Source organism: Providencia sp. UF-224 (assembly GCF_058245955.1).
Genome location: NZ_JBSICC010000011.1, coordinates 132,550 through 148,119, shown reverse-complemented (window position 1 = coordinate 148,119; position 15,570 = coordinate 132,550). Strand labels below are relative to the sequence as shown.

Here is a 15,570-nt window from a genome sequence, read left to right as displayed (position 1 = left end):
ATGGTTGCATCAGTTAACGTAGTCGTGAAGAAATGCTCTTGTTTACCTTCAACCGACGTGCGGTACCATTTCAGTTCCACTTTCGGCAGCATTTCACCGGAGGCTAATGCGTTATACAGCAGTGGAACGGCTTTATTTAACGCCACCGTAAAACGGAACGGCTTGTGCGCACGTTGGCCTGAAGGTTGACCGGATTGTGGGTCAGTGGGTACAGTCACTTCATGAGAAAACTCTTGCACTAACATTTGGTCTTCATGACCTTGCACATAGATGTTACCGACAGAATCCGCGGTAAATGCACCTGCAGTGATGTTGCCTTGGGTTTTTCCTTGAATGGAAATATAACATGGAGTTGGCATAGCGATATCCTTTATCAAAAATGACAAGTTGAGTTAAGTCGACATAATTATCGATTAATTTCCGTCATCTCAGCCAGTGCGCACGGTAAGATTGGTATAAAGGATAATAAAAGCTTATGAATGGACTGTAAATACGTGAACCACTTACGTATCTCCCTAGGATAAGTGACTTAGCGTAAACTGGTTGAAATATCTCTATATAGTGCTAATAAAAACAACTCAAACAGGTAAAAATAGAATAATCATCGAGTAAAAAACAATCCAATCTGCAGTAAGCCTAGTAAGTTCTAATGTACATAGAAATAAACTATGTAACAAAATATTTCAAACCTAAAAATAGATTTTAATTAGTTGATTTATAAACTCATTAATCAAATATAAGATGAAAAAACTCAATACAATAGATTATCAAATGAATACCGAATGATTTTTATATCAAAAATTAAAATATTTCAGCATTTAATACTGTCACAACTAAAAAACAGATGGATATGTAAATTAAGCAGTTTCTAGCTACCTAAAACTCACTATATCATTCAAAAAAATAGATTGGGAAAATGAGGAATATTTAATCAATAATACAAAATCAGTACCGAACGAAAAGTCATTTTTTACTTGAGTATCGTGAGGAAATCACCTCTGGTTCACAACGTAAATTTGGAGAAAGAGTTTCTTCTATATTAAATGAGGTTGCTAGTGTTATAACCGTTGCCGGTGCCTTACCTGCTATAATTCAATCGACACTGACTTACCTAACCAAATAATATCCGCCAAGAGAAATAATGCCTAATATAAGTACTTTTATACTAGTTTAATTTTATTCCAATAATCTTATAGCACTACTTTTAGCCGCTACCTTGCTCTAAATGAATACAACGCTGAGTATAAAATTAAACATCAAAAATAAAATCATTAAAAATCAAAGTAATAAAAAACAAATTAAGGTTTAATGTGTAAGTCTACACTCTAGTCTCATACTATTTCATAAACCATCATTTCATAATAAAACAGCATAAAATTCATAATATTAACTGGGTTTTATACTGTTTTTTCCTCAAAATACCCTAAAGATAAGTATTCGCCCCACACTAGATATACCTTGGAAATTTTTGGGGTGAATATGAATTCTGATTTAACTGCCTTAAATGTGGGGGGAGACCCGCGAACACTGAGCGATTTTTCCGCCTTAAAAGATGAATTAAACAAGCGTTTCCACCCTGCTCGCCCCGATATTGATTGGGCAAGAGCGCATGGGTTATGCCTGTCGTTATTCAGCCAAAACGGTGCCGATCTACAAACTGCGGCTGCACCTATTGCGATAAAAGCGAATGCGACCCTGTCCCCGAAAGCCGACCCCACGAGCAAACCAGCTCCCCCTTCTTTTCGCCGTGGCATTGGTATCGGCTTTTTTGTCGGCGTGCTGATAACAGGTGTTTCATCTGCGGCAGTTTTTTATACATTATCACCATGGAATGGCTCGCAGGATATGGTGCAAGTTCTCCCAAAACTTGCGGAGTTTACCCCTGATATTGCGGCATTATTAGACCAACAGTTGCACCCTAAATTTACTCAGACCACCGAGGTTTCCAGTGATAAACTCAATATCATTGATAACTATTTAGTTGAGTTAGGTACTCTCTCCCCCATTTGGGCGCAACAATATGGCCTAAATATGGTGAATTATTTAGCTGATCAATACAGTGAACAAGCCAACGTCAATTCTTTCAATGATAAATGGCAGCAAACGATTCAGACTAACGCTTTATCCCAAACTCAGCTAAATCAATGGGCACAAGGAATGGAGGAACTCAATAAGTTAAGTGTTCGCCTAGATAGCTTAGATGGTAAGCCACGTAGCTACATTACTGGATCAGAACTCAAAACGATTATTTTTAATGCGCGGCAATATTTTAACCAAGGTTTACCATTAGAAGAGGAATTACGTCGTTTAGAAGTGTTGCAAGCACAAGGGACGGTTGCTGAATCAGAATACCAACGTATTGATAATCATTTCAAGCAGCTGCTCAACCGTTATGCTTTATTGCGTAACTCGCCGAAAAGCCAATCAAAATAAGTAGTTGCTTCGATACCGAATGGGCTTTTATGCATTAAAAGCCCATTTTTTTAAACGATAAGGTTACTGTTCCGTTTTTGGATAACCTTGCTCTTGTAGCCAACCTCGTCCAGCTTCGATGGTCGGCGTTTGTACAATAAACACAAACAGCAAGCCAATTCCACCGCCAATTATCATGCCACCTAAAAAGCCACCGATATATAATTCAAACGCAAACAATAGAAATCCAAGGGCAATACACAGGAGTATGACTAAGCCATTTAAGTACCAATATTTTGCACCAAGGCGGGCTTTGCCCTCTTTCAAACATTGCTTAAACAACCGTTTTTGTTCTTTACTTTCTAAGCCTTTTAGTTCAGGTACGCTACCTGCTTTCCAGTATGCCATCTGCCGACCCTTTATGATTTAACGTGTTATTTTAAGGACACTTTATACGCAAAATACGCGTACAAAACTCGCGGATAACTCTGAAATAAAATAGGATAGTTATCAAAGCCTGATGAGCTTAAAAAGGTTTTCCCCAGCTTTGATCGGATGAAGTATAGTGAGAAATGGAGGGTTATCAACATCAGTGGCAATGCATTAAGAATGATGTTTTTTGCAGACTTTGACCGAGGAAAAATATTCGTGAAACATATAACACCCCACGCTGAATACGATAAGTTGACTGAAAGCTACCGGAGAACAAAAGCATGATGTTTCAAAATGCCATAAACGCAGCACAAAACCTGAATGGACGCCCCATCGCTTCCCGCTTTTCATGTATGTTTGTGTTTGTCGCAATGCTTGCCGTGCATTATGGGAGGGGCGAAACTCAACGGCACAGAGTTGCGTAATAGAAACATGACATCAACTGCTAACGATGAATATATAAATATTTTTTTTCTAAATTAATGGAACCGCTTAATATGAAATCAAAAGTAATATGTACGTTTATCTTTCTTCATTTATCTTTTTTTGTACACTCCGAAACCAATAACGATATTAATAAACTAATCGCTCATGCAGAAAGTGGAGATATATTATCCTTAAAAGAACTCGCCTTTATTTATTATGAAGGAGATGGCGTTGAAAAAGATTACTTGGAAAGCGTCAAATGGCTAAAAAAAGCAGCATTGAGAGGGGATGCTGAGTCTCAAACTAGCTTAGGATGGTTTTATGAAAAAGGTCATGGAGTAAAGCAAGACTATAAAAAAGCCTTAGAATGGTATCAACAAGCAGCCAATCAAGGATTTACTCCCGCCCAGCAAAGTATTGGCATTTTGTATTACAACGGAAGAGGTGTGGATAGAGATTTCAAAAAAGGAGCTTGGTGGATGGAAGAAGCCGCTAAGAATGGAGATGTCGATGCACAGGGAAAATTGGGTTGGTTATATGAGGAAGGTCGAGGTGTTGACCAAAATTATGAGACCGCTAAGATTTGGTATGAAAAAGCCGCGAACCAAGATGATCTCCTTGCGCAAGTAAACCTTGGCTTACTTTATGTAAATGGGACAGGAGTAAAAACTGACTATAAACAAGCAAAAATGTGGTTTGATAAATCATGCAAATCCGGTTTTGAACAAGCTTGCAAATATGCCCAACAATTTAAATAAATAAAATATGGAGCTTAAAATGAATTGTACTTACAAAGTAATATTTATTACTTTATTTTCACTTTTGTTTACTTTTAATTCTGTAGCATTTGGTGATACAGATTCAGAGTTAAAGGAGTTAGAAATACGCGCTGAGAATGGGAACATATCCGCTCAAAAAGATCTATCTCAACATTATTTTCTTAGCCGTCAATTCCCAAAGGCTGTTGATTGGATAACTAAATCCGCTGAACTAGGCGATGCAGAGTCACAGGCCACCCTAGGCATGATTTATTATTTAGGCTTATATAACATCGAAAGTGATTTTATAAAGGCAAAAGAATGGGTTGGGAAGGCATGCGAACAAAAACTTGAAAATAGTTGTGAAGCATACGACAACATGAAATTAGACAAGCCTTGCCGACTAGTTGATATGCAAGTATGGATATGTAACTAAACAGAGCCTGTAGATAATTTGGTGTAAGTTCCCCATGTAATATTTAATAGAGGTCAGTTGTCCGACCATCGAAGAGGATCATAAACCACTTCATTGCTGAACGCAGAGTTTCATGATACCGGTACTTTGCATACAATCCGCACAACAACAGCAAGGTTAATTGCCAGCAGTACGGTTTTGACCATTGTGCCGGACTCTTTGAAAGCCTTGTTTCCGTGGTAATAACGCAGCGCGAACACGTTCTTTGTGGTCGTCATCACTCACCTTACCCGATTGGCTGTATCGCTCAACCAAAGCCATGTACTCCGGATCATTTGCCCGGTCATAACGGATAGCAAAGCGGCGGCTGACTCCAAACATGTTTCTCCGGTTGGCACCCATGAATCTTCCTTTTAAAACTAGAGTTGGCTCGATAGGAAGATTATCCCGCAGGTAAAGCACTGACAAAAGAGAAGCCGACAAATTAATATTTAAAGCAACTGGCAGCCAATAATGTTTGTATTGAAACTTTTATTGCTTGATATTTACGCACTAAAGATAAATCTTGTTTACTTGCCAGACCAATCTAACCAAAAAGGAATTAGCGTGAACCTAGCAAAAAAACAAAAAATCACTTTAGTCATTGTGGCTATATTTTTAGGGATTCTTTTTTATAGAGACAAAGCCTCCACTGATTTTTTTCATTATTTAAAATATAAGTTTGAGCGTGTAAAAATAAGCGAGCTACAACAATACCCGTCTTATGGTACTTTAATCATTACAACGAATGACAAGATATGGGCAAACCAAAACAGTGATTTAACCAGAAATGTAGAAGTTACCTTCTGGTATGAGAAAGCAAGCCTGATCAATGGTGTTCGTACCCTCCGTGTTATTGATATTCCATTTAAATCTTCACACGAAAAAATATTCTCAATTCCAATTCCTGAACTTTCGGGCTATAGATTGACAGACATAAACATTGAGGAGTTAACACTTTCGTTCCAATATAATTTTGGAAGGCGATATCCATTTAATCATCCCAACACCATAGGCACTTTTTATTACTATTACACCCAAAAATATGCCAGCGAAGAAGAAAAGAAACAAAACTGTTGGTCCGGCTATAAATGTCTAACTGACCGCTTAAATACTGAGTTAACGGTGCAAATCAATTTAGAGGGATCAAAAAAAATATCCCATTTAGATACATTTGAGATTTACGATAGGTCTAGCATCAAGGGCGCTGCCGCATACTGACCTTTTACCTTCGAGCATGCAGATTACACTGATAATAAGATCACTACTTTGAGGGTGTAGTGGATACCGCCTTCAGTTCGCAGCTGAACGTCTCCTACATTCATCGTAAACCATGCCCCCAACCGCTAACAAATAGAGGAAACTATATTATTTTGAATTATTTTGATTTGTGATTAAATAACAGATAAAAGAAATAGAGAGCCTAATGTGACAATATCACCCCCCCTCACCCTACGCGCTATCAATTCCATTTTGAAAAATGAGTGGCGATTACCCTGGCTGGATTTCTACTTTCACCGGTTTAATGGTTATGAACTGATTATCGCCGGAAGCCATGACTTTTCCTATTACCACAACATCGAGATCATTGCTCAGTGCCCGATAAACATACAAGGCAACACAGAGTGGAGTACAGGTGTAGAGCTAAAATTCATAAAGGCAATATCCACACCAGATCTTACCCCTACCGATCCAGTTAGAATTATGCAGTTTTATTCTGATGACGGTCTTGAACTCACGGTTACCGCTGAGTCTTTCACCTATAATTTGGATACTGTTTTTTACTATGAGCGGGAAAACCTTCAACCCGGAGAACGGATAGCAAAGTGAAGATTGGTATTGCCAACGAGTTAGCCGTTGTCATGAACTCGATGCTGCGATTAACGCGGCGCAATCTTCTGAATTGGCGAAAAAGCTTGGTGAATCAGTGAGCTCATTGTATTCATTTTAAATATATATGAATTGGCAGCTTGCTTCTCTTATCACCAAACTGCCAATTTTTTACCCATTATTCAAATAGTAACCCAACTTTTTCCCGCGCTTCGGTGAGAGCTTTAGACACCGTTAATGCTAATGCCAATAATTCATCACTTTGATGGCGATTTTGCGAGGCGATTTGATCACGAAAATAGGCAAACTCATAAATCATATGGTTGATAGACTCATCGCGGATCACGGTTGATGTTTCGCCGTCGATACACATCTCCACTTTTTGGCAAAGGCTTGGCGCTCCAAGCACTTGGATATAGCCTTTTGTTCCTTGGATAATAAAAAAACCTGGGCTAGCAGAATCTTTTGCTCCCACACAAGACGCCGTTGCGGCCGCATACTGGGCAGTAAATACCCCCGAGGTATCAATACCATTAAACCCTTTATTACAAATATACTGACTGCTATTCGGTTTTCCCATTAATCCCGCTAATAAATAAATGTTGTAGAGGTTAATGTCATATAGCGCCCCACCCGCTTGTTTTGGGTCAAATGCGCCATGAACACGCCCTTGTAGGTAATCGTTATAACGGCTTGAATATTGCGAATAGTTACCTTGAATAGCTTTTATTTCACCAATTTTACCCATATTTTGCTGAATAATAGCAAACTCTGGTGTGTGAATTGAGGTAATCGCTTCAAATAAAAAAAGGTTTCTTTTCTGGGATAATGAAATTAATTCTTGCAGTTGTTCCCAGTGCGGCGTAAATGGCTTTTCACAAATTACGTGCTTATCCGCCATCAGCGCTTGCTGGGTATACTGATAATGCAAATGGTTCGGTAACCCGATATAAACCGTGTCAACACCCTCATCCTGCAATAAGGCTTGATAATCGGTATAAAGTTTAGTAATACCAAATTGCTGGCGAAGCATTTCACCTTTTTCGACACTTTCTGGCCTAACACACAACGCCACTAATTCAATGCCCTGCACTGTTTTTAATGCATCGAGCGCCATCATAATTATTTTGCCTGAACCAACGAGTGCAAGTTTCATTTATTTTACCTATCGCAAAAAAGCCAACATTTGTTTTCTCATTAATAGCAATACATGGGTAGAGAATCAATAAATACCTTATGATCATAACCAGCCAATAAATAGTGAAATATTTTTAATGTAATTAGCAAAATAGCGTTATACTCATTTAATGCTGTGTTTTTTAAATATCACCATTTTTCTTATATCAAGGATGCTATTATGAATCTCTGCCGTACTGCATTTGCTGTGGCACTACCACTGGTTTTATTTGCTTCAAATACCTTTGCCTCTTCCCACACTGTCACGGTATTTCAGTGCGTCAATAAAAATGATAGGAAGGTTAATGTCAGCTTAATTAATGGGCAATATCATTATGAGTTTGGAAAAATAAATGCCGTTCCCGATATTACTCTTGTTCGAAACCCAGATCAGTTAACGCATTCTTACCATAAAACAATGGCGGCTGACACGGATACTGGGACAGCCCAACTCATAGAATTACATTTTAAAAATGGCACTTATACCTATACCGTTTACGAACACTACCTCGGTAGTAAGCACAAAGCTGGGGTAGAGGTATATAACAAAGGCAAATTAGTCACCAATGTGAGCTGCCTACCCAATACCCTCATAAATAAACTTAGTGAACATATTTGGGATATCCCAGAAGACAACGGATAAGCCATATGCCCGAGTGATACATTATTTTTTGTATCACTCATTTTTAGATTAAATATCACCTTCCATCTGTATTCGATACTCACTCCCTTTAGCAAACTGCGCTTGTAAAAAATCAATAAACACGCTGATTTTACGGGGTAAATATTCTTTTTCGGGATAAACCGCGTAAATATTATGATGGGGTAATTGGTAATTCGTGAGTAATGGAACCAACTCATCATCACCATCAATTATCGTAATAAAATGCGGCAACAGTGCTATCCCAATATCGGCTTTAACAGCTTGAATTAAAGCTTGGCTATTGTTTACCCGAAACGAGCCTTTCGGTATATGGCTAAATTTTTTACCTTTTTGGTAAAACACCCATTCTTGCCCTGCTTGATAAAATGAATAAGACAAGCAATTGTGGTCACGTAAATCCGCCACTTTGTTTGGCGTACCAAACCGCGCTAAATAGCCTTTTGATGCATATAAGCTACTGGTGCAAGGGGATAATTTACGCGCGACAAGGGAAGAATCAGGCAGTTCGCCAATGCGTACAGCGATATCATATCCATCAGCAATCAAATCCGTTACTTTATCATCAAAAAACAACTCAACATTAAGTTCAGGGTATAATTGCATAAACGCAGGAAGCATTTTCGCGAGGTGCAATGTGCCAAACGACATCGGTGCAGAAATTCGCAATGTTCCCGCTATTTTATCGCTAAATTGTGATGCGACGTCCTTTGCCATTATGGCTAATTGGTATGATTGGCGAATATAACCGATGTAGGCTTCACCTGCCTCCGTTAAGCTCACCGTCCGGGTGGTGCGGTGAAATAATTTAATCCCTAATGCATCCTCAACCTCTTTGATAGCCTTGCTAATCCCTGATTTAGTCATGTTCAGCGAATTTGCCGCCTTTGTCAGGCTTAAAGCATCCGCCACCGCAATTAAAATAGGAAATGCATTCATATTATCCATTGATAACCCCGCCTATTGTCAACCAATAGCAAACAGTGTGTTTTCTTGATGTAAATATAAAAACAGAATACCTTATCGCCATAGAAACACAAATTAATTCCAAAAGATTTATCATCATGAATAATAAGTATATTTTATCATTAATGGCACTGACATCCGGCGTCTTATTATCATTAATGATTATGGCAAACAGCTATTTATCACTTTTTACTACGCCATTAACTGCCTCATGGATCACCCATGCCATTGGTTCACTATTTTCATTGTTCATCTATCTGTTTTACGTAAAAAAACAGAAACCCAAAACCCCTATCACAAAAGGGAAAATAATATGGTACCTCGGGGGGATCCCGGGCGGCTTTACGGTATTGCTTGCTGCAATTACGGTGAACAGCCCTCTTTCGCTCTCTGGCAGCATTATTTTAATGATCACAGGGCAAATATTGTTCAGTTTATTGGTGGATGCTTTTGGCTGGTTTGGCGTAACAAAGCGCAAAATTACGCAGCAGGATCTTCTAATGTGCGTGTTATTAATTAGTGGTAGTAGCTTGTTAATTATTGGGAAATAATCAAAATGACACTCTATATTTTCATCGCGTTATTCAATGGTGTGTGCATCGTGACGAGTCGAACACTCAACGGCAAACTCGCTCAGCACCACAATGCGTTCTATAGCGCTCTAATTAACCATGTAATTGGCTTTTTATTTTTAACGGTCATTGTATTAGCCCTAAACCAATATCAATTTAACCTTAACGATATTCCGCTAATTGCCTTTGTTGGCGGGATAATTGGCGCATTTTTTGTCGTCATCAATAGCTATGTTTTGCCATTGTTAGGGGTGATGTTAACATCTGTACTCGCCATTTGCGGCCAAATGATATCAAGCTTAGTGATAGATATGGTTAATGGATTACAAAGCCAAAATGCCTATTTGCAATTAATTGGTGTCGCATTGATTATCGCGGGTACCATGCTCAATTTTACTAGGCGAACCAGATAACGGATATTTTAAGGCGGTTTGATCATCAACCACACTTTGTTGTATCAAATCGCAGTTAAATCGATCCCCAACCAGAATAAATTTTAACCATCTGTTTTATTTAAAAATAATTACTTTATTAGTTCTATAACCCACCAAATTCCATTTTAAAAACCCTAACTCACCTCACAATTTATTAACAACTCCCTTGAATCATTTTTTGTTATTCTCCATGCTAATTTTATTATATAAACCAGTGGTTTACTGTATAAACCGATTGAGGTTAGCATGAAAGATAATATTGTGACGGCTGTTGATGATGCCCTTTTGATCCTAATGTTATTAGGTGAGAAAAATAACCTTGGGTTAAGCGAACTCGCGCGTTTATCCGGTATGAATAAGTCAAAGGTTTACCGCTTACTCTGCACATTAGAAAACCGACATTTTGTGCAAAAAAATGAAAGTCCTGTTACCTATCATTTAGGACATCAATTATTAAGCTTAGGCAATTGCGCACGTCAACAAATTGACTATATCCAAGTCGCTGAAATTGAAGCAGAACAGCTTCGTCAACGCTTCGATGAAAACATTCAGCTGCGTATACGCGATAACGACGAAGTGCTTCAAGTTTTACATAAGCCGTCAGGGCAATCACTCCAAGTTCGTAGTGAGGCAGGTAATCGTCGTGCTCTCGGTTCTGGCGCATCAGGAAGAGTCTTGCTCGCCTATTCCCCGTTAGATGTGCAATCCCATTTTACGACAAAAAACCCTTCTCTTTCCCAAACACTCGCAGATATACATTCTCGGGGCTTTGCCATTACGCGTGGGGAATTAACAGCAGGAATAGGTGCAATTGCCGCTCCGATTTTTTCGCAAAATGGGGATTGCATTGCGGCACTCAGTATCAGCCTACCTCTTAGCCGTTTTTCTGATGAAAAAGAAAAAGAAATGACGGAACAACTTCTTCAGTCCGCTTTACGTATCTCGAGGCAACTCGGTTTTATCCCTAATAATTAAACCAATAAAAGAGACTACACCATGCAAACAACACAATCCCTTAAGCAAAGTGCATCGCCAGGTTGGCAGATGAACCCCGTTTTAGTGATGTTAACCATCGTGATTATTGCCTTTTTAATGACCTATTTTGTTGAGTCTGGGCAATATGAACGCGACGGTAAAAAAGTCATTCCTGACTCCTATCAAACAATTTCCAAAGAAGTGAACTTTGAGCAAGTCTTAGGAACCGAAAAGCCCGCTGAAAATGAAGCGGCTCCCGTCAGTTTAATCCAGCTATTTAAAGCCATTCCAGAGGGGATTATTAAGCAGTCCCCCCTCATTTATATGGTGCTGTTTATTGGAGGGATGTTTGGGATACTCAATAAAACGGGGGCAATCGAATCAGGGCTTGAAAGGCTATTGCATGTTACTCGGGGCAATATTTACTTATTAATCCCCTTTTTAATGATCGTTTTCTCCATGGGAAGTACCTTTATGGGGTTAGCCAAAGAGTACCTTTTGGTGATCCCGATGGTGATAGCGTTGATGAAACGTGTTGGGCTTAATGAGCTTATCGGCCTTGCGATTGTTGCCATCGCCGTTAAAGTGGGTTACCTCGCATCGATTACTAACCCGTATGCTCTATCCATCGCTCAGCCGCTGGTTGGCCTGCCTGTGTTCAGTGGTTTAAGCATGCGGGTTGCCGCCTACTTTATTTTTATCAGCTTAGGGATTTTATTCGTCTTTTACAGTATCCGTAAAACGACATTAACCCGCTATGTTGTCGAAGAAAATAGCCAGTCAAGTGCGCTGACGGGGCGACATAAATTAATGTTGATCGTGTTAGCCATTGGCGTGGCTTTTTTAGTCTATGCCTCTAATCGCTGGCATTGGAAGAATAATGATTTATCTGCTTATTATTTATTTTTAAGCGTAGTTTTAACTTTTTGCAGTGGCCTAACAGCCAGCGCAGCAGCTGATGCATTTGTCAGCGGAATGAAAAAAGTACTGATTGCAGGTGTGCTTATCGGGCTTGCAACCGCTGTTGAAATCATTCTTTCCCAAGGGAAAATTCTCGATACGATTATTCACCAACTGGTTGGTTTAGTGGGCAATCATGGGGCTTATGTTTCTTCATACAGCATGTTTATTTCCCAGTTATTATTAGATGTCGCTATCCCTTCAACTTCAGGGCAAGCCGCAGTCACCATGCCAATTTTAGGCCCTGTGGGTGAGATTTCTGGCGTTTCTCCACAAACGACTGTATTCGCTTTCTTAATGGGTAATGGGCTGACCAATATGATCACCCCGACTTCCAGTGGATTACTCATCTTTTTAGCCACCGCAGGTGTTAGCTGGACAACTTGGGCAAAATATATTTTCCCGCTATTTTTAATTTTTATGGCTGTTGGTATTGGCTTACTGACTATCGCAGTCACCATAGGATATTAGCCGTATGGATATGAAGAATTTCCGCATTGTTATGCGTGATGGAATAACCCTTTCAACGGATCTCTATTTTCCACAGGAAGCAGAGGGCTCACCTTGCCCCGTGATTATTGAACGCACACCTTATGATAAAACCGCCCCTTCCCGTTCTGAAAAGACAGTTGCAGGGCACCAGATTACGCGTCAGGAGATGGCGCGTTGTTTCACCGATGCGGGCTTTATCGTTATTTATCAAGACTGCCGTGGCCGTTATGAATCTGAAGGCAAATTCACCAAATATATTAATGAGGCAGAAGACGGCTTCGATACATTGCAATGGATTATGAATCAACCTTGGTGTAACGGAAAAATCGGTTCGATGGGGCTGTCTTACGCCGCGCACACACAATTAGCGATGGCCTGTTTGAATCCGCCAGGCTTATCTACCATGGTGTTAGATTCCGGTGGTTTTGCTAATGCATTTCAGTGTGGTATTCGCCAAGGGGGTGCTTTTGAGCTCAAACAAGCCACTTGGGCGTATAAACAAGCGAAACTCAGCCCTATCGCTCAACAATCCTCCACAGTTTCAACGGCTTTATCTCAAGAGAATATCCACGACTGGTTTGCCGCTATGCCATGGCACCAAGGGCATACATTATTAAAACATGTGCCTGAATATGAGTCTTATTTATTCGAGCAATGGGAAGAAGAGTGTTTTAGCGATTACTGGAAAAAAATCGGTATCTACGCAGAAGGCTATTACGACCAGATCCCCGATATTCCCGTATTATTTATGTCCAGTTGGTATGATGCCTATGTCAGCTCAACATTAGATAACTACCGAGCATTCACTACAACAAAGCAATCACCACAGAAATTAATTATGGGTCCTTGGTTGCATGGTGACCGAAACATTACCCATAGCGGTAATGCTGAATTTGGTGAAGTTGCCGCCTTTGACCACAATGTCAGCGAAGATTGGTTAACCTGCCGTTTAGCATGGTTCGAAACCCATTTAAAAGGCCTTAACCCACCAATGCAGCAGCAAGATATCACTTTTTTTATGATGGGTGGTGGTAGTGGTAAACGCAATCCTGAGGGGCGTTTAGAACATGGCGGTGAATGGGTTCACCATCAAGAGTGGCCATTACCCAATGTTGAAAATACCCCTTTTTTCCTTTGGGAAAACCAGTCACTCCAGCGTGAAGAGTCCCCTAAGCAAACAACAATATCCTATTGTTATGATCCTAAAAAACCCGTTCCAACCATCGGTGGCGCCTTAACATCAGGCCAGCCTATTTTTTGGGGTGGTGCGTTCGACCAACGTGAACTGCCTGATTTTTTTGGCAGCCAACAAAATAACTTACCACTTTCCGCTCGCCCTGATGTTTTAGTTTTTGAAACCGAGATTTTACAAGAAGATATCTGTTTGGCTGGTGATATTGAAGTGTCGTTGTGGGTGAGTAGTGATGCTCTAGATACCGATTTTACGGCAAAATTGATTGATGTTTACCCGCCGAGTGAAGATTACCCGCAAGGTTATGCAATGAATATTACTGATGGTATTTTCCGTTGCCGTTTTCATAAAGGGTATGAGCAAAAAACCTTGTTAAACCCTAATGAAGTTATCGAAATTAAAATCAAACCGTTTGCTTGCGCTAACCGTTTTGTAAAAGGGCACCGTATTCGGTTAGATATTTCCAGTAGCAATTTCCCCAAATATGATTTCAACACCAATACAGGGGAAACTATCGCGGGGGATAGAACATGGAAAGTCGCACGTAACAGTATTCATATTTCCAAAAAACACCCATCGAAAATCATGTTACCCGTGGTCAAAAAAGCATAATTAATTCATATTGATGTCATCAAAATATTGGCCTGCTTTAACATTCAAGCAGGCCAATAAAGAAGGCACGTTTTTACTCCGCTTTAACCCAGAACACACCATCGCCCTCTAATGCCGTGAAGGTTTTGTGCAGATAATCGCTATCCGCTTGTGGGTCGAGTTCGGTAAATAAATTTGGATGTAAAAACTTCGCTATCGCTTCCACCGCAATAATATTAAACGGAGTATCGTAATATTGCTGGTATAGCGCTAAAACCTGCTTATTTTGATATGCCGCTAATGAGCGCAACTTAGGGCGTTCCATCAGCTTGGTTAACCTAGCCTGCGATTTAGCTTTATCGCCCGTATACCCTAAAGGAACTGAAGAGCTGCCTTTACGCGTGCTATCCCAATCCGCGGCAGTCATTAAATAATACTCAGGATTACTGTGGATTAACTGCTCTTCGTTAATTTCACCGCCCATTCCAGTGCTGAACCACTGTGAACCGAGGTTATTTCCCCCTGCCGTTTCAACAAATTCACCAAAATTGCCATTTCCAAAGGTTTTGCAGCAATAATCTTCACCGGAAATCCCCGCGGCTCTTTCAATAAACACACTTGGGCGCTGGCTTTTATCGAGTGTTGCCACTTTGCTGCGGATCAAATCCAATCTTTGTTGATAAAACTGGTTAAATGCTTCCGCTTGTTGTGGTTCACCGAACACTTGACCTAATAATGTCATACTCGGCATGGTGTTTTTCAGCGGGTATTGGCGAAAATCGATAAAAATAACAGGCAGACCGCTTTTTTCCAGTAACGATAGCGTGCCACTTTCTGTCAACTTGCTTTTCAAGCCGATATCAAAAATCAGTAAATCAGGTTGAGCAACCAAGGCCTTTTCAACACTAAAGTCGGTTGTGTAAGGATTTGGAAAAACAGGAATTTTGCTCAATTCAGGAAACTTTTTACTGTACGCCGCGCTTAAATCAGGCGCTTTTTTAACCAGTGCATCATCCCACGCAATAATGCCTTTTAATGGGCTTTGTGGGTGCAAGATATTCAACGCGACCAGCACACGGCTATCCGCCAGCATCACCCGTGAAACAGGCGCATTGACGGTAACGTCCCGCCCCGCGATATCGGTCACTGTAATGGGTGCAGCGAAACTCGTCGCCGCACCGAACAGACTCAATAACCCAAATAAGCAATACTTATTGATAAATCGACCTATCATCATCC

At 40.1% G+C, this 15,570-nt stretch carries 17 protein-coding genes and 2 pseudogenes; 13 read left to right on the top strand and 6 right to left on the bottom strand.

Annotation, left to right across the window (positions count from 1 at the left end):
* Positions 1-359: Hcp family type VI secretion system effector (locus AC4IFO_RS12860; RefSeq protein ID WP_490734884.1), on the bottom strand; the 359-nt coding region annotated here is incomplete at its 3' end.
* 1,120 nt (positions 360-1,479) lie between these two features.
* On the opposite strand from AC4IFO_RS12860, the pseudogene AC4IFO_RS12855 reads away from it, so the two are divergent.
* Positions 1,480-1,662: pseudogene (locus tag AC4IFO_RS12855) on the top strand (type VI secretion system ImpA family N-terminal domain-containing protein); the annotation flags it as partial.
* A 183-nt stretch (positions 1,663-1,845) separates the two neighbouring features.
* The gene (locus tag AC4IFO_RS12850) at positions 1,846-2,433 is read left to right on the top strand and encodes a VasL domain-containing protein (protein ID WP_490734894.1); all 588 of its coding nucleotides are present in this window, start codon (positions 1,846-1,848) and stop codon (positions 2,431-2,433) included.
* 63 nt (positions 2,434-2,496) lie between these two features.
* Here the strand turns inward: AC4IFO_RS12850 and AC4IFO_RS12845 are convergent, their stop codons facing one another.
* On the bottom strand, positions 2,497-2,820 hold the full coding sequence (locus tag AC4IFO_RS12845) for a hypothetical protein (protein ID WP_490734882.1): 324 nt from the start codon (positions 2,818-2,820) through the stop codon (positions 2,497-2,499).
* A 102-nt stretch (positions 2,821-2,922) separates the two neighbouring features.
* Here AC4IFO_RS12845 and AC4IFO_RS12840 point away from each other — a divergent pair.
* From AC4IFO_RS12840 to AC4IFO_RS12830, 3 genes and pseudogenes are all read left to right on the top strand, one after another.
* A pseudogene (locus AC4IFO_RS12840) lies at positions 2,923-3,129 on the top strand (type II toxin-antitoxin system HigB family toxin); the annotation flags it as partial.
* 212 nt (positions 3,130-3,341) lie between these two features.
* The gene (locus AC4IFO_RS12835; protein WP_490734880.1) at positions 3,342-4,028 is read left to right on the top strand and encodes a tetratricopeptide repeat protein; all 687 of its coding nucleotides are present in this window, start codon (positions 3,342-3,344) and stop codon (positions 4,026-4,028) included.
* A 19-nt stretch (positions 4,029-4,047) separates the two neighbouring features.
* Positions 4,048-4,464: a tetratricopeptide repeat protein gene (locus AC4IFO_RS12830; protein ID WP_490734878.1), complete on the top strand. Its 417-nt coding sequence runs from the start codon at positions 4,048-4,050 to the stop codon at positions 4,462-4,464.
* Positions 4,465-4,620: 156 nt separating this feature from the next.
* Here AC4IFO_RS12830 and AC4IFO_RS12825 read toward each other — a convergent pair whose 3' ends face one another.
* Positions 4,621-4,824 (bottom strand): hypothetical protein, encoded by a 204-nt coding sequence (locus tag AC4IFO_RS12825; RefSeq protein WP_490734876.1) that lies wholly within the window; start codon positions 4,822-4,824, stop codon positions 4,621-4,623.
* Positions 4,825-4,956: 132 nt separating this feature from the next.
* Here AC4IFO_RS12825 and AC4IFO_RS12820 point away from each other — a divergent pair, with 132 nt between their 5' ends.
* Together AC4IFO_RS12820 and AC4IFO_RS12815 are read left to right on the top strand one after the other, a co-directional pair.
* The gene (locus AC4IFO_RS12820) at positions 4,957-5,703 is read left to right on the top strand and encodes a hypothetical protein (protein WP_490734874.1); all 747 of its coding nucleotides are present in this window, start codon (positions 4,957-4,959) and stop codon (positions 5,701-5,703) included.
* A 207-nt stretch (positions 5,704-5,910) separates the two neighbouring features.
* Positions 5,911-6,312: a hypothetical protein gene (locus AC4IFO_RS12815; RefSeq protein ID WP_490734872.1), complete on the top strand. Its 402-nt coding sequence runs from the start codon at positions 5,911-5,913 to the stop codon at positions 6,310-6,312.
* Between the two features lie 178 nt (positions 6,313-6,490).
* Here the strand turns inward: AC4IFO_RS12815 and AC4IFO_RS12810 are convergent, their stop codons facing one another.
* Positions 6,491-7,468, bottom strand: coding sequence for a Gfo/Idh/MocA family protein (locus tag AC4IFO_RS12810; protein WP_490734870.1), 978 nt, complete (start codon positions 7,466-7,468; stop codon positions 6,491-6,493).
* A gap of 201 nt (positions 7,469-7,669) precedes the next feature.
* Between AC4IFO_RS12810 and AC4IFO_RS12805 the strand changes: the two genes are divergently transcribed.
* A complete protein-coding gene (locus AC4IFO_RS12805) occupies positions 7,670-8,131 on the top strand; it encodes a hypothetical protein (protein WP_490734868.1) in 462 nt (153 codons plus the stop codon).
* Between the two features lie 48 nt (positions 8,132-8,179).
* Here AC4IFO_RS12805 and AC4IFO_RS12800 read toward each other — a convergent pair whose 3' ends face one another.
* Positions 8,180-9,097, bottom strand: coding sequence for a LysR family transcriptional regulator (locus AC4IFO_RS12800; protein ID WP_490734866.1), 918 nt, complete (start codon positions 9,095-9,097; stop codon positions 8,180-8,182).
* A 116-nt stretch (positions 9,098-9,213) separates the two neighbouring features.
* Here AC4IFO_RS12800 and AC4IFO_RS12795 point away from each other — a divergent pair, with 116 nt between their 5' ends.
* The 5 genes from AC4IFO_RS12795 to AC4IFO_RS12775 all read left to right on the top strand — a co-directional run bounded on the left by AC4IFO_RS12795 (position 9,214) and on the right by AC4IFO_RS12775 (position 14,352).
* Positions 9,214-9,666, top strand: coding sequence for a DMT family transporter (locus AC4IFO_RS12795; RefSeq protein WP_490734864.1), 453 nt, complete (start codon positions 9,214-9,216; stop codon positions 9,664-9,666).
* Positions 9,667-9,671: 5 nt separating this feature from the next.
* The gene (locus tag AC4IFO_RS12790; RefSeq protein WP_490734862.1) at positions 9,672-10,100 is read left to right on the top strand and encodes a DMT family transporter; all 429 of its coding nucleotides are present in this window, start codon (positions 9,672-9,674) and stop codon (positions 10,098-10,100) included.
* A 267-nt stretch (positions 10,101-10,367) separates the two neighbouring features.
* Positions 10,368-11,096, top strand: coding sequence for an IclR family transcriptional regulator (locus tag AC4IFO_RS12785; protein WP_490734860.1), 729 nt, complete (start codon positions 10,368-10,370; stop codon positions 11,094-11,096).
* A 21-nt stretch (positions 11,097-11,117) separates the two neighbouring features.
* Positions 11,118-12,527 (top strand): YfcC family protein, encoded by a 1,410-nt coding sequence (locus AC4IFO_RS12780; protein WP_490734858.1) that lies wholly within the window; start codon positions 11,118-11,120, stop codon positions 12,525-12,527.
* 4 nt (positions 12,528-12,531) lie between these two features.
* Positions 12,532-14,352: a CocE/NonD family hydrolase gene (locus tag AC4IFO_RS12775; protein ID WP_490734856.1), complete on the top strand. Its 1,821-nt coding sequence runs from the start codon at positions 12,532-12,534 to the stop codon at positions 14,350-14,352.
* 73 nt (positions 14,353-14,425) lie between these two features.
* Here AC4IFO_RS12775 and AC4IFO_RS12770 read toward each other — a convergent pair whose 3' ends face one another.
* Positions 14,426-15,568 (bottom strand): ABC transporter substrate-binding protein, encoded by a 1,143-nt coding sequence (locus AC4IFO_RS12770; RefSeq protein ID WP_490734854.1) that lies wholly within the window; start codon positions 15,566-15,568, stop codon positions 14,426-14,428.
* Positions 15,569-15,570: the final 2 nt, after the last annotated feature.